This is a genomic window from Micromonospora sp. NPDC049204, assembly GCF_040647935.1.
Taxonomy (GTDB): Bacteria; Actinomycetota; Actinomycetes; order Mycobacteriales; family Micromonosporaceae; genus Micromonospora.
In genome coordinates, this window is sequence record NZ_JBEZDC010000016.1 from 160,674 (window position 1) to 179,499 (window position 18,826).

General features: G+C 71.7%; 16 protein-coding genes. 8 read left to right on the forward strand and 8 right to left on the reverse strand.

The genetic code is table 11. The features are described from left to right. Window positions 1–32: 32 nt before the first annotated feature. Both AB0A90_RS26850 and AB0A90_RS26855 read right to left on the reverse strand, forming a co-directional pair. Window positions 33–1,613, reverse strand: coding sequence for a DHA2 family efflux MFS transporter permease subunit (locus AB0A90_RS26850; protein WP_357253380.1), 1,581 nt, complete (start codon window positions 1,611–1,613; stop codon window positions 33–35). Between the two features lie 249 nt (window positions 1,614–1,862). Next, on the reverse strand, window positions 1,863–2,711 hold the full coding sequence (locus tag AB0A90_RS26855) for a LysR family transcriptional regulator (protein ID WP_357253382.1): 849 nt from the start codon (window positions 2,709–2,711) through the stop codon (window positions 1,863–1,865). A gap of 133 nt (window positions 2,712–2,844) precedes the next feature. On the opposite strand from AB0A90_RS26855, the gene AB0A90_RS26860 reads away from it, so the two are divergent. Further along, on the forward strand, window positions 2,845–3,576 hold the full coding sequence (locus tag AB0A90_RS26860) for an SDR family oxidoreductase (protein ID WP_357253384.1): 732 nt from the start codon (window positions 2,845–2,847) through the stop codon (window positions 3,574–3,576). Window positions 3,577–3,786: 210 nt separating this feature from the next. Here the strand turns inward: AB0A90_RS26860 and AB0A90_RS26865 are convergent, their stop codons facing one another. Then, a complete protein-coding gene (locus AB0A90_RS26865) occupies window positions 3,787–5,037 on the reverse strand; it encodes a DUF222 domain-containing protein (RefSeq protein WP_357253386.1) in 1,251 nt (416 codons plus the stop codon). A 314-nt stretch (window positions 5,038–5,351) separates the two neighbouring features. Here AB0A90_RS26865 and AB0A90_RS26870 point away from each other — a divergent pair, with 314 nt between their 5' ends. Continuing rightward, window positions 5,352–6,185, forward strand: coding sequence for a helix-turn-helix transcriptional regulator (locus AB0A90_RS26870; protein WP_357253388.1), 834 nt, complete (start codon window positions 5,352–5,354; stop codon window positions 6,183–6,185). Window positions 6,186–6,191: 6 nt separating this feature from the next. On the opposite strand, the gene AB0A90_RS26875 is transcribed toward AB0A90_RS26870, so the two are convergent. Further along, the gene (locus tag AB0A90_RS26875) at window positions 6,192–7,016 is read right to left on the reverse strand and encodes an AraC family transcriptional regulator (protein WP_357253390.1); all 825 of its coding nucleotides are present in this window, start codon (window positions 7,014–7,016) and stop codon (window positions 6,192–6,194) included. 50 nt (window positions 7,017–7,066) lie between these two features. Here AB0A90_RS26875 and AB0A90_RS26880 point away from each other — a divergent pair, with 50 nt between their 5' ends. Both AB0A90_RS26880 and AB0A90_RS26885 read left to right on the forward strand, forming a co-directional pair. Further along, complete coding sequence (locus AB0A90_RS26880) at window positions 7,067–7,489, forward strand: DUF2000 domain-containing protein (RefSeq protein ID WP_357253392.1); 423 nt, start codon at window positions 7,067–7,069, stop codon at window positions 7,487–7,489. A gap of 95 nt (window positions 7,490–7,584) precedes the next feature. Then, window positions 7,585–9,198, forward strand: coding sequence for a ricin-type beta-trefoil lectin domain protein (locus tag AB0A90_RS26885; RefSeq protein ID WP_357253394.1), 1,614 nt, complete (start codon window positions 7,585–7,587; stop codon window positions 9,196–9,198). Window positions 9,199–9,248: 50 nt separating this feature from the next. Here the strand turns inward: AB0A90_RS26885 and AB0A90_RS26890 are convergent, their stop codons facing one another. Together AB0A90_RS26890 and AB0A90_RS26895 are read right to left on the reverse strand one after the other, a co-directional pair. Further along, a complete protein-coding gene (locus AB0A90_RS26890) occupies window positions 9,249–11,768 on the reverse strand; it encodes an ABC transporter permease (protein ID WP_357253396.1) in 2,520 nt (839 codons plus the stop codon). 8 nt (window positions 11,769–11,776) lie between these two features. Beyond that, entirely contained in the window at window positions 11,777–12,535 is a 759-nt protein-coding gene (locus AB0A90_RS26895; RefSeq protein ID WP_357253398.1) for an ABC transporter ATP-binding protein, read from the reverse strand. Window positions 12,536–12,706: 171 nt separating this feature from the next. Here AB0A90_RS26895 and AB0A90_RS26900 point away from each other — a divergent pair, with 171 nt between their 5' ends. The 4 genes from AB0A90_RS26900 (at window position 12,707) to sthA (ending at window position 17,104) form a co-directional block, all read left to right on the forward strand. Further along, a complete protein-coding gene (locus AB0A90_RS26900) occupies window positions 12,707–13,900 on the forward strand; it encodes a histidine kinase (RefSeq protein WP_357253400.1) in 1,194 nt (397 codons plus the stop codon). After that, window positions 13,897–14,535, forward strand: a complete 639-nt coding sequence (locus tag AB0A90_RS26905) for a response regulator transcription factor (protein WP_355029714.1) — start codon at window positions 13,897–13,899, stop codon at window positions 14,533–14,535. Before AB0A90_RS26900 ends, AB0A90_RS26905 begins: the two co-directional genes overlap by 4 nt. Before the next feature lie 89 nt (window positions 14,536–14,624). Next, window positions 14,625–15,647, forward strand: coding sequence for a cellulose binding domain-containing protein (locus tag AB0A90_RS26910; RefSeq protein WP_357253403.1), 1,023 nt, complete (start codon window positions 14,625–14,627; stop codon window positions 15,645–15,647). A gap of 53 nt (window positions 15,648–15,700) precedes the next feature. Then, a complete protein-coding gene (sthA, locus tag AB0A90_RS26915; RefSeq protein WP_357253405.1) occupies window positions 15,701–17,104 on the forward strand; it encodes a Si-specific NAD(P)(+) transhydrogenase in 1,404 nt (467 codons plus the stop codon). Between the two features lie 5 nt (window positions 17,105–17,109). Here sthA and AB0A90_RS26920 read toward each other — a convergent pair whose 3' ends face one another. Both AB0A90_RS26920 and AB0A90_RS26925 read right to left on the reverse strand, forming a co-directional pair. After that, window positions 17,110–18,144 (reverse strand): CU044_5270 family protein, encoded by a 1,035-nt coding sequence (locus AB0A90_RS26920; RefSeq protein ID WP_357253407.1) that lies wholly within the window; start codon window positions 18,142–18,144, stop codon window positions 17,110–17,112. 1 nt (window position 18,145) lies between these two features. Next, window positions 18,146–18,685: a sigma-70 family RNA polymerase sigma factor gene (locus tag AB0A90_RS26925; protein WP_357253408.1), complete on the reverse strand. Its 540-nt coding sequence runs from the start codon at window positions 18,683–18,685 to the stop codon at window positions 18,146–18,148. Between the last annotated feature and the right edge of the window lie 141 nt (window positions 18,686–18,826).

Below are 18,826 nucleotides of genomic sequence, written 5' to 3' on the forward strand. Positions count from 1 at the left end.
CAGGAGGCGCTGAGCGCGGCGGGCGCGTCGCATCAGTGGATGACGACGGGCGTCCGGACCTGCTCGCCCTGCGGGTCGTCGAGCTGCGCCGGCTGGCGTCGGCGCGGCAGGAACGCCGCCGGGATGAGCGTGAGCACGACAAGCGCGAACCCGACCCAGAACGTGGTGGCGAACGACTTGGCGGCGAAGTCGAGCCCGCGCTCGATGATCGACGGGTCCACCGGCATCTGCTGGAGCAGCTCCGGCCGCTGCTGAGAGGCGATGGCCAGCCCGGCCTCGGTGATCGGCGTGCCACTCTCGTCCACCAGGCCGGGGATCGGCCGGGAGCCGTTCAGCTCGTTGGTGAGGATCACCGACATGACGGCGGCACCGACCGAGCCGCCGATTTGCTGGAGGATGTTGACAAGCGTCGAGCCGCGCGCCACGTCGTTTGCCGACAACGTCCGCAACGCCGACGTCATGATCGGCATCATCGTGCCGCCCATGCCCAGGCCCATCACGAACAGCGAGCCCTCGAGCAGCAGGTACGAGGTCTGCGGGTCGACCTGGGTGAAGCCGAAGAACCCGATGACGATCAGCGCCAGCGCGAACGGGACGGTCCGCCCGATCGGCACCCGGTCGGCCAGGATGCCGGCGATCGGCATGGTGAGCAACGCGCCGATGCCCTGCGGGGCCATCAGAAGCCCGGCGGTCAGCGTCGTCTCGCCACGCACCTGGAGGAAGTAGCTCGGGAACAGCAGGCCGGCGCCCATGAACGCGATGATGAACACGAACAGCGTCACCGAGGCGATGGTCAGGCTGCGGTTGCGGAACAGCCGCAGGTCGAGCAGCGGGTGCCGGGGCTTGAACGAGTAGAGCACGAACGCCACCACCAGCGCGCCGCCGACGAGCATCGGCGCCCAGACCTTGGTCGCGGTGAAGGTGCCCGCCTCCGGCAGCGACGACACGCCGTAGAGGAAGAGCGCCAGGCCCGGCGAGAGCATGAGCATGCCGACGAAGTCGAACGACTCGGACGGCTCGGGGGCGTCCTTCGGCAGCGCCATCTGCGCGTAGATCAGGCCGACGACACCGATCGGCAGGTTGATCAGGAAGATCCAGTGCCAGCTCGCGGTGTCGATCAGCCAGCCGCCGAGGATCGGGCCGCCGATCGGCCCGAGCAGCATCGGGATGCCCAGGACGGCCATCAGTCGGCCGATCCGGTGCGGCCCCGCCGCGCGGGTCATGATGGTCATGCCCAGCGGCATGAGCATGCCGCCGCCGAGGCCCTGGAGCACGCGGTAGCCGATCAGCTCGCCGATCGTGTCGGCCGTGGCGCAGAGCCCCGACCCGATGGTGAACAGAGCCAGCGCCACCATGTAGAGGCGCTTGGTGCCGAACCGGTCGGCCGCCCAGCCGCTGAGCGGGATCACGGTGGCGAGCGCGAGGGTGTAGGCGGTCATCGTCCACGCGACGCGGGCGTACGACGCGTCGAACTCGTCCTGGAATTTGGGCAGCGCCACACTGACCACTGTCACGTCGAGGATCGACATGATCGCGCCGAGGACGACGACGCCTGCCACCTTGAGCACCGCGCCGTCGAGTTTGTCCGATGTCGCGACGGATTGCTGTGTCACTAACTCTCCTGTAGTCGATTGAGCGCCGAATGGTGGGTGGTGGCGACGTGCGTGCCTGCGTCGGCGCGTGGCGCGACGTACCGGGGCGACGACGCGCGCTGGCAGACTAACCGTCAGTTGTGACGGTTCGCCGCCGGGTTTCGTGACCACCTGGGGGCGCAATCCGATCGGCCGTCCCATTTGGGCCGGACGTCGGGGTGTCGATCAGCGAGTAGCACCGCGAGCTGGGGCAGTGAGTAGCACCGCGAGCTAGAGGCGGATCGCGGTCCGGATCAGCCCGGCGAGGGCCAGGGATCGGCTGTGCGGCGGCCACGCGATCACCGTCGTCACGGTTGGCGCGTCCAGCACCGGCACGGCAACGAGATCGCGGCGCAGGTCGGCCCGGCACGACTCGGGCAGGACCGCCGACGCTCGGCCGAGCGCGATCAGCTGGTACAGCTGCGCGCTGTCCCGCACCTGCGGACCGGGTCCGTCCGGGTACGTGCCGTCGGGGCCGGGGCGGCGGGGCGGCGGCAGGTCTGGTAGCGCGGTGACGTCGGCCATCCGCACCTGGGCCTGGGCGGTGAGGGGGTGCCCGGCCGGCAGGACCACAACCTGCCCCTCGGTGCTCAACTCCTCGGTGTCCAGTCCGACCGTCGAGTCGAACGGCCGGTGCAGCAGCGCCACATCCGCCCGCCCGTCGCGCAACAGTCGCTCCTGCTCGCCGATCCCGGACAGCAGCACGTCGACGGAGACCGCGCCAGGCTCGGAGGCGTACGCGTCAAGCAGCTTCGACAGCAACTCGCCGGACGCTCCAGCCTTCGTGACGAGGACCAGGCCGGGATGGCCGGCCCCGACGAGGGCTGCGCGGCGGGTACGGCGCTCGGCGGCCTCGACCGCGTCGAGGGCCGCCCGGCCCTCGACCAGTAGCACCGAGCCGGCCTCGGTCAGCGCGACGGTGCGGCTGGTGCGTTCCAGCAGCGCCACCCCGAGCCGCCGTTCCAACTGCGCGATCGCCCGCGACAGTGGCGGCTGCGCGATCCCGAGCCTCCGCGCAGCGCGCCCGAAGTGCAACTCCTCGGCGACCGCGACGAAATACCGCAGCTCACGCGTCTCCATACCCCAACGGTACCGACGGCACGGCCCGTCCCACTCGGGCGCCTATGGCGTGGCCTCGATGGATACCCGGGAGGTATCGACGCCCACCCAAGCGGTGTTGGCGGCCCGCTGGGGCGCGGACACGATCGGATGCATGAGCCAAACGACGATCGCGCTGGTCACCGGCGCGAACAAGGGAATCGGGTACGAGATCGCGGCCGGCCTGGGCGCCCTCGGATGGAGCGTCGGGGTCGGTGCGCGGGACGACACGCGCCGAGAAGCCGCGGTGGAGAAGTTGCGCCTCGCCGGCGTCGACGCGTTCGGTGTGCCACTGGACGTGACCGACGACGCGAGCGTCGCCGCCGCCGTCCGGCTGGTCGAGAAACGTGCCGGCGGTCTCGACGTACTCGTCAACAACGCCGGCGTCACCGGCGGTGTGCCGCAGGAGCCGACCACGGTCAACCTCGCGGCCGTACGGACGGCGGTGGAGACCAACGTGATCGGCGTCATCCGCGTCACCAACGCCATGCTGCCCCTGCTGCGTCGCTCGGCGTCACCGCGGATCGTGAACATGTCCAGCGGCGTCGGCTCCCTCACCCGGCAGAGCGGCTCCACCGACGAGTTGGCGACAGGCCCGCTCGCCGTCGCGTACGCGCCGTCGAAGACGTTTCTCAACGCCGTCACCGTCCAGTACGCCAAGGAACTGCGCGGCACGAAGATCCTGATCAACGCCGCCTGCCCTGGCTTCGTCGCGACCGACCTCAACGGCTTCCGCGGCGTCCGTACCCCGCAACAGGGTGCGGCGATCGCGATCCGACTCGCGACCCTGCCCGACAACGGGCCTACCGGCGGGTTCTTCGAGGACGCCGGTGTGGTGCCCTGGTGATCAATCAATCCACCGACCGCAGTAGCTGAGCGGGCGCGGGGCGTGCCGGACCCTGGCCGCGCGCCCCGCACCGCCCCGGTGGCCGGTGGGCCGTGCCGGATCCTCGTCGCGCGCCGCTCTTCACCTCGGTGGCCGCGTGGACTGCGAGCGTGCTGTGCTGGCCGCTCGGTCGGCCTGCCGGACGACGTGCTCGTTGTCTGCTGCTGGTGCTCACGTTCGTCGGTGGTAGTGGTTGCGCCGAGGGAGTTGAGCGGGGTCAAGCCAGGCGGGTGGGACGAATTCGGGGTGGCCGTCGCCTGCCAATCGCACGGTCCAGTCGCTGTGGTGCAGGTGCCGGTGGTGGTGGCCGCAGAGCAGGACGGCGTTGGTGAGGCTGGTGGTGCCGCCGTCGGCCCAGTGGTGGATATGGTGGGCGTCGCACCAGCGCGGTGGGCGGTCGCAGCCCGGGAAGGCGCAGCCGCGGTCACGCAGCACCAGTGCTCGCCGGAGGGGGCCGGTGATGAGGCGGCGTTGCCGCCCGAGGTCGAGTGGTTGGCCGGCTCCGCTGAGGACGGCGGGGAGGATGGCGGCGTCGCAGGCGAGTCGGCGTACGGCCTCGGGGGTGAGGTGCAGGCCGGTGTCGAGGGTGCCGCTGCCCAGTTGCCGGGTCAAACCGTCGTAGCTGGTGGTGACGACGATCTGGGCGGAATCCCCGCCGTGCTCGGGCAACTCGCCGGTCCGCAGGGCGAGGCGGCACACGTTGCCGATGGCGTCGTGCCGGCGTTGCCCGGGAGAACGCTTGTCATCGGGGCCCGAGGGTGCGCCGAGTGGGTCGATGGCGGCGCGGAGCAGCCCGGCGGTCTCGGTGTCGAGGATGCCGGTGAGTCGCAGGCGACCGTCGGTGAGGGTGGAGAGCGTGAGGTGGCGGTCGCGGGTGGCGTGGCGGGCCTCGGCGTCCAGAGCCGCTTCGGCGGCGGCGTCGGCGATGTCGGGTGCGACGTGGTCGAGGATGCGGGTGCTGAGTCTGCGTAAGAGGGTGGGGTCGAATTGCCCGGCCCACTCGACGAGCACTCCGAGGGCTTTGTCAGCTGCCTCGGGACCGGCGGTGGCCTGCACGGTGTCGACCGCGTCGGCGATGACCCGGGCCTGGTCCACAGTGATCTGGCCATCGGCCAGTGCGTGGCGTACCCCAGGATCGCCGGTGTCCAGCGCGGCGGCGAGGTCGACGAGGCGACGGGCGGCCGGGATGGTGAGGCGCAACCGGTCGCGGAGCCAGACCACGGTCGAGGAAGCACCCTGCGTGGCGGCGGCGCCTCGGCCGTCGAGCTCGCGAATCAGGGCCAGCTTCACCGCGGCGAGACGCTGCTCGACGCGGTGCGCGGTGTCGAGCGCGGCGATCAGCTCGGCCTCGGGCAGTGCCCAGGTGGCCGCATCGGAGCAGGCCGCGAAGGCGTCCTCTGCCTGCGTCAACTCCTCGACCATGAACAGAGTCTAGAACAGGTGTACGACACTTTCGGTCGTCATGATCCATCTGCGACCGGCCTGTCAGGCGACAGGCCCGGCCGGCGAACGGACGCCTGGTTCCGGCGCGACCGTCGGCGAGGCGACCTCCACCCGCGCCGGGCAGCGCATCTCTGCGGGTCGTGGCGTTGGCCGTCGACCGCCGGGCGGCCCGGAACGTGCTGGTGGTCCGGGCCGTCCGCTCGCGGAACATCGCACCCCTGCGCGCCTGTTGCACCCGATGTGCCGGCCACCGCCGGCACCGAGCACTCCGACCGGGTGGAGGATGAGACACCGTGGACCGCGCCCCGCTCGCCAGCTTCCTGCGCACCCGCCGCGAGGCCCTTCAGCCCGAGGACGTCGGGTTGCCCCGGCGCCCACGTCGGCGCACCAGTGGGCTACGGCGCGAGGAAGTCGCCACGTTGAGCGGTATGTCCACCGACTACTACAGCCGGTTGGAGCAGCAGCGGGGGCCACACCCGTCGGAGCAGATGCTCGCCGCCCTGGCCCGTGGCCTGCGGCTCTCCCGGGCCGAACGGGATCACCTGTTCCAACTCGCCGGCCACGCCGTCCCCCACCGGACGGTACGGGCCGACCACGTCAACCCGGGAATGATGCGGATCCTCGACCGGATGCACGACACACCGGCCCAGGTGGTGAACCATCTCGGCGAGACCCTGGCGCAGACCGCGCCGGCCATCGCCCTGCTCGGCGACGAGACCCGGCACACCGGGCTGGCCCGCAGCGCGCACCACCGCTGGTTCACCGACCCGGCGGCACGGCGGCTGCACCCGGCGGAGGACCACCACACGCAGAGCCGCCTGCTCGTGGCGAGCCTGCACGCCTCGTACACCCGGGACGGCCGGGGGTCGCGGGCCGCCACCCTCGTCGAGGATCTGCTGACCCGGAGCCCGGAGTTCGCCCAGCTCTGGCGGGAGCACCCGGTGCCGGCCGGCTACTGCCCGCCGAAGCGCTTCCTGCACCCGGAGGTCGGGGCCTTGGAGCTGCACTGTCAGACCCTGGTGGACCCCGACGCGTCCCAGACGTTGCTGGTCTTCACCGCCGTGCCCGGGTCGGCCAGCGACGAGAGACTGCGGCTGCTCACCGTCATCGGCGGACAACTCGTCTGATCGCGGTCAGCCCTCGCCGGAGCGCCGGGTCCGTCGCCGGGTGTAGCGCGCCGGGCTGACGCCCAGGTGCCGCCGGAAGTGGCGGGTCAGGTGCGCCTGGTCGAAGAAGCCGGCCGCGACGGCGACCGCGGCGGGCCGCTGCCCGGCGAGGAGCAGGCGGCGCGCCAGCTCGACCCGGCGACCGGTCAGGTACGAGTGGGGTGGCACCCCGTGCACGTGGGTGAACGTGCGGACCAGGTGGGTCGGGTGGGCGTGCAGCAGCTCGGCGGCCTCCCCCAGCGTGACGCCCTCGACGGTCCGGGAGTCCAGCAGCTCCCGCAGTCGGGCCGCGAGGCCACCCGCGGGCGGTGTGAGGCTGACCGGGGTGCGCTTGTGGAGCTGCCCGCGCAGCCGGTCCAGGATGAGCGCGAGCCGACTCTCGGCCTCGAATTCGTCACCGGGTGCGGCGAGCACCCGGTGCAGGTGGTCGATCCGGTCGCGCAGCCGCGGGTCGGCCAGGTCCGGCTCGTCGACCGCCCGGCCGACCAGCTCGGCCCCGAGCGCCGAGGTGTCGAGGTACAGGACCCGCTTGCGGAAGCCGTTCGCGGTGGCGGAGCGGCCGTCGTGCGGCACGTACGGCGGCAGCAGGGTGACCGAGGTACGCAGCGCGCCGTGCCGGTGTCGGTCGAGGTCGAAGCGGACCGCGCCGTCGTCGACGATCAGCAGCGTCCACACGTCGTGGATGTGCCGGGGGTAGGCGTGGTCCACGAAATGGGCGTGGAAGACCTCGGCGACCCCGGCTACCGCAGGTCGCCACGCGCTGACGTGCGAGCCCGGCGGGCGGGTGGTCACGCTAAGAACGTACAAGACCGGTAGGTGTCGCGGCGGGCAGGCTCGACGCCATGAGCGAACCCATCCGATTCCCCACCAAGATCGCCGTACTGCTGCGCAACGACCTGGCGAGCTGGCAGCGGCTCAACGTCACGGCCTTTCTGGTCAGTGGCATCGCGAACGCCGTGCCGGAGCTGCTGGGCGAGGAGTACCGCGACGCGGACGGGACCGCGTACCTGCCGATGTTCGGCCAGCCGGTGCTGGTCTTCGCCGGTGACCGGGCCACGCTTGTCGGCGCGCACTCGCGCGCCCTGGCCCGTGGGTTGCGGATGGCGGTCTTCACGTCGGAGTTGTTCGCCACCGGCAACGACCGGGACAACCGGGCCGCCGTGCAGGCCGTCGGCCGGGACAAGCTCGACCTGGTCGGCGTGGCGCTGCACGCTCCACGCACCGTGGTGGACAAGGTGCTCAAGGGTGCGTCCATGCACCCTTAGGGCGTGTGGGGCGACGAAGACATTGATATCCGTGTGTGCGACTGTAATGATTAACACACTTTACAGTTGTTTCGCCGCCCCGGAAGGACCCCCACATGGCGCGACGATTGGCCGGGCCCCTGCCCCGCCGCCCCCGCATCAGACTGACCTCCGCGCTCGCCGCGGCCCTGCTCGCCGTACCGACCGGCCTGACGGTCGGCGCCGCACCCGCGATGGCGGCCGCGACGGGCGCCATCACCGGGTACGGCGGCAAGTGCGTCGACGTGGCCGCCGCGAACCCAGCGAACAACACGGCGGTCCAGCTCTACACCTGCAACGGCTCGACGGCGCAACAGTGGACGGTCGGCGACGACGGCACGATCCGGGCGCTGGGCAAGTGCCTCGACATCGCCGCCGCCAGCACCGCCAACGGCGCCCGGGTGCAGATCTACGACTGCAACGGCACCGGGGCGCAGCAGTGGTCGTCCACCGCCGGGCAGGTGGTCAATCCCATCTCCGGCAAGTGCCTCGACGCGACCGGCCAGAGCGCCGCCGACGGCACGCCGCTCCAGATCTGGAGTTGCACCGGCACCGCCAACCAGACCTGGACGCTGCCCACCGGCGGTGGCACCACACCACCCCCGTCCGGTGGTTTCACGCACCCCGGCGTGCTGGTCAGCCGGGGTCAGCTCGACTTCGTCCGTGGTCGGGTGCAGGCCGGCGCGCAGCCGTGGGCGTCGGCCTACAGCCAGATGATGGGCAGCCGGTACGCCTCGCTGTCGCGCACCCCGGCACCCCGCTCGGTGGTCGAGTGCGGCTCCTACTCCAACCCCAACAACGGCTGCACCGAGGAGCGGGAGGACGCGATCGCCGCGTACACCGACGCGCTCGCCTGGTACGTCACCGGCGACGCCCGGTACGCGCAGAAGTCGATCCAGATCATGGACGCGTGGTCGGCCACGATCACCGCGCACACCGGCAGCAATGCCCCGCTGCAAACCGGCTGGGCGGCCTCGGTCTGGCCCCGGGCCGCCGAGATCATCAAATACACGTACACGAGCTGGCCCAACGCCAACCGCTTCGCCACGATGCTGCGCAACGTCTACCTGCCGGTGGTGCGCAACGGCTCGAACAGCAACGGCAACTGGGAACTGACCATGATGGAGGCGGCGGTCGGCATCTCGGTCTTCCTGGACGATCGCAGCGCCTACGACGCGGCGGTCAGCCGCTTCCTCAACCGCACCCGGGCCTTCGTCTACCTGCCCAGCGACGGCGCACTGCCGTACACCACACCCGGCAGCGGCCTGGACACCAGCTCGGAGATCATCGGCTACTGGCAGGGCCAGTCCACCTTCGTCGCCGGCCTCGCGCAGGAGACGTGCCGCGACTTCGTCCACACCGGCTACGGGATCTCCGCCATCTCGCACGTCGCGGAGACCTCCCGGATCCAGGGACGGGACCTGTACCCACAGGTCGGTGAGCGGTTGCGCCAGGCGCTCGGTTTCCACTCCCGCTACCAGCTCGGCGAGGCGCCTCCGTCCTGGCTCTGCGGCGGCAGCCTCACCCGAGGCCTGGGACCGATCACCGAGGTCGGCTTCAACGCGATGAGCACCCGGCTGGGCAACGTCATGACCAACACCCAGACGCTCACGCTGCAACAACGTCCGGCCGGAACCAACAACCTCTTCGTCGCCTGGGAGACGCTGACCCACGCCAACAACCCCAACTGAGCGGGCCGCCGTGGGCCGGCACCACGTTCCGGTGCCGGCCCACGGGGTGCTCAGTTGTCGGCCCCCAGCGCCACCACCGGGCTGACCCGCGACGCCCGGCGGGCCGGCAGCACCCCGGCCAGCGCGGTCAGCGCGACGAGCACCACGAACAGCCCGGCCAGCGGTAGCAGCGGCGCGGTGAGCGGTGCCTCGATCCCGAGGGTCTGGACCGTCAACCAGGCGTACGGGACGCCGAGCAGCAGGCCGATTGTCGCGCCGATCACCCCGTACAGGCCGGACTCGACGGTCAGCATCGTGCGCAGGCCGGTCCGGGACAGGCCGATCGCGCGGAGCAGCCCGGACTCGCGGATCCGCTCCACCACCGACAGCGCGGTCGTGGAGCCCACGCCGACGACGGCGATCAGCACGGTCAGGCCGACCAGGCCCACCGCGATCCAGACCAGGGTGCGCAGCAACGCGTCGTTGCGGTCCCGTTCGTCGGCGAGCACCGCGAGGCCCACCCCTTCGCTGCCCCCGATCGCCTGCCGCAGCGCCCGCACGCCGGTGGTGCGGCCGTCCTCGCCGGCACCGGCCGCGTCGGCCAGCAGACCGGTGTACGCGGCCGGCACACCGATCCGGTCCAGGTCGGCCGGATCGGCGAGGATGCCCGCGTGCAGCGGGCCGTCGCCGGGCAGGACCGCGACCACCCGCACCTCGACCCGACCCGTGGCGACGGCGAGCGTGACGGTGTCGCCGGCCCGCAGACCCGCGTCCCGGGCGACCCAGCTGTTCAGCACGATCCGGCCGGGACCCCGATCGGCCAGGGTGCCCTGGGCGACGTCCAGCGCGCCGGTGCTCGGCAACGCCGCCACGTCCAGGTCGCTGGTCGGGTAACCGGGGTCGACGTCGCCGAGCTTGTCGGCGCCGCGCAGCAGCGTGGCGTCACCGACCATCCGGTACGGCACCACCCGGGCCAGCGCGCCGCGCGCCGCCTCGGCCCGGCGCACCACGTCCGGCGGCAACGTCCCACCGTTGCCGGTGACCTCGAAGTCGGTCGGCGCCGACAGCGCCATCTCGCGGTCGGCGAGGATCTGCAACGACGCGCCGCCGATGACCACCCCGGAGATCAGGGTCACGCCCAGCGCGACCACGACGGAGACCGCGGCGGCTCGGCGCGGCGCCCCGCCGATCCCGCCGACCGACATCCGCCCGAGCGGCCCGAGCTGGCGCAGCGGCCAACCCACCACGGCCAGCACCGGGCGCACCAGCAGCGGGCCGAGGGCCACCAGCGCGAAGAACGCCAGCGCGCCGGACGCGACGAGCAGGAGCAGTGGCATCGACGGGTCGTAGTCCGACTGCTCCGGCTTCGGCAACTGGCTGATCGTGGCGACCGCCGCCAGGACCGCGCCGACGGTCAGGAGCAGCCCGAGGACCAGACGCAGCACACCGATGCCGCGCCGGCCGCCGGTGGTGCTCGCCGTCCGCAGCGCCTCCAACGGGGAGACCCGGGCGGCCGAGAGCGCCGGTGCCAGCACGGCCAGCACGGTGATCACGACCGCGCCGATCACCACCGCGACCGCCGCCGCCAGGGGCAGGCCCGGCGAGGAGACCGAGTGGCCGGTGGCGCGCAGGATCGCCGGCAACGCGTACCCGAGGGTGAGGGCGCCGGCGACCCCGACGACCCCGGCGACCAACCCGGTCAGGGCGCCCTCGGCGGTCAACGCGCCGACCAGGGTGCCCCGACTCGCGCCGACGGCCCGCAGCAGCGCGAGCTGCCGCATCCGCTGGGCGAAGACGATGCGGAAGGTCGAGGTGACCACCAGCGCCGCCGCGGCGACCGCGATGGAGACGAACATGCCGACCAGGACGAAGAGTTTCGCGACCTGTTCGGCCGCCGCGTTGGCCTCGGCGTCGCGCACCTCGGCGCCGGAGCGGATCGGCTGGCCGGCGACCGCCGCGCTCACCCGTTGCCGGACGTCCTCCGTCGAGGCGCCGGCACCGACCCGGACGTCGACGCGCTCCACCGCCGTCAGGCGCGCCCAGCCGATCACGGCGCTCTCCGGGGCGTACGCGTCGTAGCCGGCGTCGGCGGCGACGTCCACCACACCGGTCACGGTGAGCGGGGCGGGCGTGGTGAGTTCGCCGCCGGTACCGCTGGTGGTGGTGCCGACCGAGAGCCCGAGCCGTTCGGCGGTACGCGGGGTGATCGCGATCTCGCCGGGCTGGTCCGGATAACTGCCCTCGATCACCCGGACCGTGCTCAGCGGGCCGCTCCCCGGATCCGCCTGGAGGTTGAGGTACCCCGCGCCGATGGAGACCCCGGTCGCCACCCGGGGCACCGCCTCGACCACCCCGGGAACGGCCCGGATCTTCCGCAGGTCCGTCACGGTGGGTGGCGGCACGTCGACGCTGCCGATCACCAGGTCGGTGACGGCCGGGGTGCCACTGAGGTTGTCCCGCACGGTCCGCTCGGTGATCTGCTGCACCAGCACGGTGCCGAAGACGACGAAGGAGGCGACCAGGATCGCCAGGCCGGTCAGGATCAGCCGGCCGGGCCGCCGGGCCGCGGCGCTCGTCTGGGTACGCAGCACTGTCGCCCTCATCGACGGGCCGCCAGGTCACGCAGCGCGTCGGTGACCGACACCTGGTCCGGCTTGTCGATCTCGCCGGCGACCCGCCCGTCGGCGAGCAGCACCACCCGGTCGGCGTACGCGGCGGCGATCGGGTCGTGGGTGACCATGACGACGGTCTGGCCGAGGTCGCGTACCGAGTCGCGCAGGATGGTGAGCACCTCCGCCCCGGAGCGGGAGTCGAGGTTGCCGGTCGGCTCGTCGGCGAAGACCACCTCGGGTCGGGCCACCAGGGCGCGGGCCAACGCGACCCGCTGCTGCTGGCCGCCGGAGAGTTCGCTGGGGCGGTGGTTGAGCCGGTCACCGAGGCCCAGCATCCGCACCAGGTGCGTGAGGAGTTCGGCATCGGGCTGACGGCCGGCGAGGTCCAGCGGCAGGGTGATGTTTTGTGCGGCGGTGAGCTGCGGCAGCAGGTTGAAGGACTGGAACACGAAGCCGATCCGCTCCCGGCGGACCCGGGTCAGCGTCCGGTCCGACTGGCCGGTCAACTCCGTGCCGCCGAGCAGGACGCGGCCGGAGGTGGCCGTGTCGAGGCCGGCGAGGCAGTGCATGAGCGTCGACTTGCCGGACCCGGACGAGCCCATGATGGCGGTGAACTCGGCCCGGCCGAAGCCGACCGAGACCCCGTCCAGGGCACGGACGGCGGTGTCGCCGCTGCCGTACACCTTCACCAGGTCGACCGCGGCGACCGCGGCGTGGCTGGTCTCCGGCGGGGCGTGGGTTGTCATTGTTCCTCCAGTGGCTGCGATGTGGCTGGACAGCCGGTGGCTGCGATGTGGCCCGGACAGCCTCGCCGCCGTGGGCGGGTGGGCACATCGGCCCGTGGCCGGGTATCGCCGGCGCCGGGTCTGTCTTTCGGCCGATCTGCCCGCGCCGTCCGCTGGCTACGCTGGGTCACCATGAGCACGCCGGATCTTCGACACTGGTGGGTACGCCTGGCCCAGGCCGCCGGCCTGCTGGCCATGGGGCTGCTCGCCCTCTTCGACCTCCGGTTCGGGGCGCCGGAGAGCCTGGCCGCTCTCCTGCTCCTGCTGGTGCGGATGGGGCTGGCGGTGGCGACGGTGCCGCTCTGGCTGCCGGTACACCGGCTGGGTTCGCGGCTGCTGCCGCTGGCCGCGCTGGGGCTCGCCTTCGTCTCACTGGCCGTGACCGCGGCCGTCCTGCTCTTCTCCAACGACATCTACCTGTTCAGCAGCAGTTGGGGGCTCGCCGAGTCGGCCGGGCTGATCGGTGTGGTCTTCGTGGTCACCCGCTGGGGCGCGCCCCGGCTCGCCCCGTGGGCGGCGGTGGCCGTCGGGCTGGCGGTCGCCGCGCTGCCGCTGCGCTCCGGCACCGAGAACCTGCTGGTGATCTTCGGGCTGCTCCAGGTGCTCGCCGCGGCCGGCGCCGCCGGGGTGGGGCTCTACCTGCGGATCATGGCTGCCGGCCGGGACCGGGCGATCGCGCTGGTGCGCGCCGAGCAGCGCGCGGAGTTCGCCCGTGACCTGCACGACTTCATCGCCCACCACGTGACCGGCATCGTGGTGCAGGCGCAGGGTGCCCGGTTCGTCGCCGAGCAGGACCCTCGTCGGGTGATCGTGGCGTTGGAGCAGATCGAGCGGGCCGGCACGGAGACGATGGCCTCGATGCGCCGGATGGTGGGGATCCTGCGCAACCCGGACAGCCCGCCGGACGCGCCGTTGGCCCCCCTGGCCGGCGTGACCGAGTTGCCGCCGCTGCTGGCCGGTTTCAACGGCACGGCGAGCGCCCCGGCACGCCTACACGTCGACGGTGACCTGGACGGGCTGCCGGTGGAGGTCTCGACCTCGGCGTACCGGGTGGTGATGGAGGGGCTGACCAACACCCGCCAGCACGCCCCGGACGCCCGATCCGTGGACGTCGCCGTGCGTCGTACCCCGGACTGGTTGCTCGTCCGGGTCGCCGACGACGGCGCGGCCGGGCGGACCGCGCCCGCCCGGGGCCACGGCTTCGGCCTGATCGGCCTCACCGAGCGGGTACGCGCCCTCGGCGGCACGATCACCGCCGGACCCGGCGTCGCCGGCGGCTGGGTGCTCGACGCGGCGTTCCCGCTGCGGGCGGCGGTGGGGCGATGATCCGGGTGTTGATCGCCGACGACCAGGCGATGGTCCGGACCGGCTTCGGCATGATCATCGGGGCGCAGTCGGACATGGAGGTCGTCGGCGAGGCCGCCGACGGGGTGGTCGCGGTGGAGTTGGCCCGACGGCTGCGCCCGGACGTGGTGCTGCTGGACATCCGGATGCCCCGCCTCGACGGACTCGAAGCACTGCGGCTGATCGCCGGGCCGGGCGTCGCCGACCCGATCCGGGTGGTCGTGGTGACGACCTTCGACCTCGACGAGTACGTGCACACCGCGCTCTCCAACGGCGCCTGCGGTTTCCTGCTCAAGGACTCCGGCCCGACGTTGCTGGTGGAGGCGGTCCGCGCGGCCGTGTCCGGCGACGCGCTGATCAGCCCCTCCATCACGGTACGGCTGCTGGAGCACCTCAGCTCGCCCGCCCCGGCGCGCGGCGACACCGGGCTGTCACCACGGGAACTCGACGTCGTGAAGCTCGTCGCCCGGGGCCTGACCAACGCCGAGATCGCCGCCGGGCTGTTCATCGCCGTCGGCACGGTCAAGACCCACCTGGCGAGCGTGCAGATGAAGCTCAAGGCCCGCAACCGGGTGGAGATCGCCGCGTGGGCCTGGGAACGCCGCCTCGTCGGCTGACGGGGACAGCGACGCGACCGCCACTGGCCTACCATCGGCATCAGTCGATGACTGGTCCGCTGCGGTCACCCGAAAGCGAGGCGATCATCTTGCGCGATCATGCGTGGCGCGGCGTCCGGTCCAGGGCCGCCGCACTGGCTGCCTGCGCGCTCACGGCGGCCCTGGTCGCCACCGGCGCGACCCCGGCCTACGCCGCCGCCGACACCGAATCCCCCACCGCCCCCGGCCCGATCACCATCGCCGCCATCGACACCACCTGGGTCGAGCTGACCTGGGCTGCCTCGACCGACAACGTGGGGGTGGTCAGTTACCCGGTCTCCGCGCAGTTCGAGGACAACGGCAGGACCTGGTCGACCGACACCAACAGCATTCGGCTCACCGACCTGCAGCCGTCACGCACGTACACCTTCTTCGTGAGGGCGCTGGACGCGGCCGGCAACAGCTCACCGTCGACCGGGCCCCTGCGGTTCACCATGTCACCGGGGGACGACCAACCGCCGGGCGCGCCGGGTCAACCGGTGGCGTACGACGTGGCCGCCACGCAGGTCTGGCTCCGCTGGACACACTCGGTGGAGAACGCCGCGCTCGAGCGGTACCAGGTGTTCCGGGTCGGCGCTGGCGGCGCGCTCACCTTCGTCCGCGACGTGTCCCAGTACCCGCCGGTCAACAGCACCCAGATCGGCGGGTTGACGCCGAACACCACGTACACCTTCGTGGTGCAGGCCCGCGACGAGGTCGGACTCCTGTCCCCCCTGTCGGCACCGGTCACCGTCACCACCCTGCCACCACCGCCGAGCTGCGAAGTCCGGTCCGACGTGCGGCAGTGGTCGGACGGCTTCGTGGCGCACCTGGCCGTCAAGAACACCGGCACCACGGCGATCAACGGGTGGACGATGACGTGGCGGTTCTGGGCCAGCCAGCAGGTCCACGGCATCTGGGGCGCGAAGGTCGTCGACCGTCCCAACAACAGCTATCTGCGGGTGGGCAACACCGGTCGCAACGCGGTGATCCCGCCGGGCGGCACGGTGTCGCTGGGGCTCGTCGCCTCCGGCACGCAACTGCCCCAGGAGATCACGCTCAACGGCGGCCTCTGCGTGGTGGCAGACGAATAACGCTCGGCTCCGGGGTCTGGCGCCAGTCGCGACATCTTGCGACGCTAGCGGTTGTGTATGACTACGACCTGTTGGTGCTGGGCTCCGGACCCAGCGGTCAGAAGGCCGCGATCGCTGCCGCCAAGCTCGGCAGGCGGGTCGGCATCGTCGACCGCCGCGACATGATCGGTGGGGTGTGCATCAACACCGGCACGGTCCCCTCCAAGACGCTGCGCGAGGCCGTCCTCTACCTGACCGGGCTGAGTCAGCGAGACCTCTACGGCAGCAACTACCGGGTCAAGGAAGAGATCACGGTCAGCGACCTGGCGGCCCGGACCCAGCACGTGATCACCCGGCAGACCGACGTCATCCTCAATCAACTGGCCCGCAACCGGGTCGCGCTGATCACCGGCACCGGCCGCTTCGCGGACGCGCACTCGATCTGGGTCGACGGCGGCTCCGGCCGTGAGTCGCGGGTGACCTTCGACAAAATCATCATCGCGGCGGGCACCCGCCCGGCCCGCCCGGACAGCGTCGACTTCGACGACCGGACGATCGTGGACTCCGACGGCGTCATCAACCTGCAGGCCGTCCCGCGCAGCATGGTCGTGGTCGGCGCCGGCGTGATCGGCATGGAGTACGCGTCGATGTTCGCCGCGCTCGGCACCAAGGTGACGGTGGTGGAGCGCCGCGAAAGGATGCTCGACTTCTGCGACGACGAGGTGATCGAGTCGCTCAAATACCATCTGCGCGACCTGTCCGTGGCGTTCCGCTTCGGCGAGGAGGTCGCCGCCGTGGAGAAGCACCAGACCGCCGCGCTGTGCATCCTCAAGAGCGGCAAGAAGATCGTCGCGGACACGGTCATGTACTCGGCCGGTCGGCAGGGTCAGACCGACGACCTGGCCCTGGAGGCGGCCGGGTTGGAGGCGGACCGACGCGGCCGGATCAAGGTGGATGCCAACTACCGCACCTCGGTGGACAACATCTACGCGGTCGGCGACGTGATCGGTTTTCCCGCGCTCGCGTCCACCTCGATGGAGCAGGGTCGACTGGCGGCCCAGCACGCCTGCGGCGAACCGATCCGGGAGATGCACGGCCTGCAACCGATCGGCATCTACACCATCCCGGAGATCAGCTTCGTCGGGCAGACCGAGGCGCAGCTCACCGACACCTCGACTCCGTTCGAGGTCGGCATCGCGCGTTACCGGGAGCTGGCCCGAGGTCAGATCGTCGGTGACTCGTACGGCATGCTCAAGCTGCTCGTCTCCCCCGAGGACGGCCGGCTGCTCGGGGTGCACGTGTTCGGCACCGCCGCCACCGAGATCGTCCACATCGGGCAGGCGGTGATGGGCTGCGGTGGCACGATCGACTACCTGATCGACGCGGTGTTCAACTATCCGACACTGGCCGAGGCGTACAAGGTGGCCGCCCTGGACGCGTCCAACAAGATCCGCAACATCACCCGCATCGACGGCTGAGCCGTTCAGCCTGGCAACGGGACGTACTCCGCGACCAGATACGACCGGTAGGTGATCACCGCGGGGATCGTCACGTTCAACCTGCCCGCCGTGGTGGTCAACACCTCCTCGTAGCCGAGCAGCACACCCGAGTCGGGGTCGATGATGACCGTGTACTGGGCGGGCAGCCCATGGGCGCTGGACGTGATCGAGAACGCCTCACCGGCGCGGCCGGCCCGGTCGGTGACGGTCCCGGTCACGGTGATGCCCGGAAGGTCGGCCAGCAGCCGCAGCGTCGTGGCCCGCTGCGCCGGATTCAGCAGCCGCACACCGGCCAACTGAGCGACATCCTCCAGATACTGCACCGGCGCCTCGGGTGGTGGGCTGCCGGCGTCCAGCCACGTCCGTAGCGTCGCGACGTCCGTCGGCACCGCACCCGGCCAGCCCGGCGTGAATTCACCAGCGGCGTAGTCGGTCGTCTCTCGGGACAAGTCGACCCGACCGCCCCGCCGCTGCCACTCCTTCCGGTCGGCCTCGGCGCGGAAGACTGGCGGCAGCTCCTTCTTCACCATCCGGCCGGCGTCGTCGTCGGTTCGCCAGGACCGCCACTGCTGCGGTACGACGGCGGACGTCGTCCGGCCACCGGAGGTCGAGGAGTTGAGGAACCAGTTCGCCGACTCCAGGTGCTCCACCGTTCCCGCCGGCCTCGGTGCCGTCGGCTGTGCGGCCGCCACCCCGGCCAGGCGGCGCAGCCGAACGTCGGCCCGTTCCGTGGTCGGCGCCGGGCCGTAGGTCAGCATCGCCGGGGTGACCGCCCACACCGGCTGCGGCTCCCGCACCGCCTCAAGCGTGACGATCCCGGCTGCCAACACCAGCACCGCCGCGCCGGCCGCCAGCACGAAGCGGCGTCGCGGGAGGACACGACGACCGGTGGACCGCGCACGATCCGTGGCGAGGATACGAGCGAGGTCCGCAGCCTGGCGCTGCTCGTCGGCGGGAAGAACGTCGCGCGCCGGATCGAGGCCACCCAGCAACTGGCGTACTTCATCGAGGGTCTTCATGTCACCCACCCACATTCATCGACGGCGCCTCGGCCGATGGTCGGCTCACCCCGTCAGCGGTCACATCCAACCGCGCCCGAAGCCGACGGCGGGCACGCATCAACCGCATCGCGAACGTCGCTCTCGAGCACCCGAGCACCACCGCCGCCTCGGTCGGGGTCAGCCGCTCCCAGGCCACCAGCCGCAGGATCTCCTGGTCAGCGTCGGACACCTGGGCGAAGGCGGTCACGACGTCACGCTGGCTGATCACCTCGTCGGCGTGGTCGTCCTCCACCGACCGGCCCGGCTCCGCCGCGACCCGCAGCGTCAACTCCCGCCACCGCTGTCGCCCCCTCGCCTCGTTGGCCAGCACCAATCGGGCCACGCCGTAGAGCCACGGCAGCACCGAAGCGGGCGGCACGTCGGCCAGGCGACGCCACGCCACCAGGAACACCTCGGCGACCACGTCACTGACGTCGGACCCGATGACCCGGCGAGCCACATACCGCCACACGTGATCGTGATGACGCCTGTACAGCTCGGTGAACTGTTCCTCCACCACGTCCGCAGCACCCCCTATCGGGCTTATGTCCGGGACCAGCCCTGACATCACACCTGATCAAGGCGGCCGTACGGGTTGGGCGCGACAAACGCCACGCGCACGTCGTGGTCGCGATGTCGGTGCTGCCCGCTACCGTGCCGG

Excerpts from the sequence above, each read along its gene's own strand:
- AB0A90_RS26855 (WP_357253382.1), bottom strand. The coding sequence starts at position 2,711 with ATGGAGACGCGTGAGCTGCGGTATTTCGTCGCGGTCGCCGAGGAGTTG.
- AB0A90_RS26860 (WP_357253384.1), top strand. The coding sequence starts at position 2,845 with ATGAGCCAAACGACGATCGCGCTGGTCACCGGCGCGAACAAGGGAATC.
- AB0A90_RS26865 (WP_357253386.1), bottom strand. The coding sequence starts at position 5,037 with ATGGTCGAGGAGTTGACGCAGGCAGAGGACGCCTTCGCGGCCTGCTCC.
- AB0A90_RS26880 (WP_357253392.1), top strand. The coding sequence starts at position 7,067 with ATGAGCGAACCCATCCGATTCCCCACCAAGATCGCCGTACTGCTGCGC.
- AB0A90_RS26885 (WP_357253394.1), top strand. The coding sequence starts at position 7,585 with ATGGCGCGACGATTGGCCGGGCCCCTGCCCCGCCGCCCCCGCATCAGA.
- AB0A90_RS26895 (WP_357253398.1), bottom strand. The coding sequence starts at position 12,535 with ATGACAACCCACGCCCCGCCGGAGACCAGCCACGCCGCGGTCGCCGCG.
- AB0A90_RS26900 (WP_357253400.1), top strand. The coding sequence starts at position 12,707 with ATGAGCACGCCGGATCTTCGACACTGGTGGGTACGCCTGGCCCAGGCC.
- AB0A90_RS26905 (WP_355029714.1), top strand. The coding sequence starts at position 13,897 with ATGATCCGGGTGTTGATCGCCGACGACCAGGCGATGGTCCGGACCGGC.
- AB0A90_RS26920 (WP_357253407.1), bottom strand. The coding sequence starts at position 18,144 with ATGAAGACCCTCGATGAAGTACGCCAGTTGCTGGGTGGCCTCGATCCG.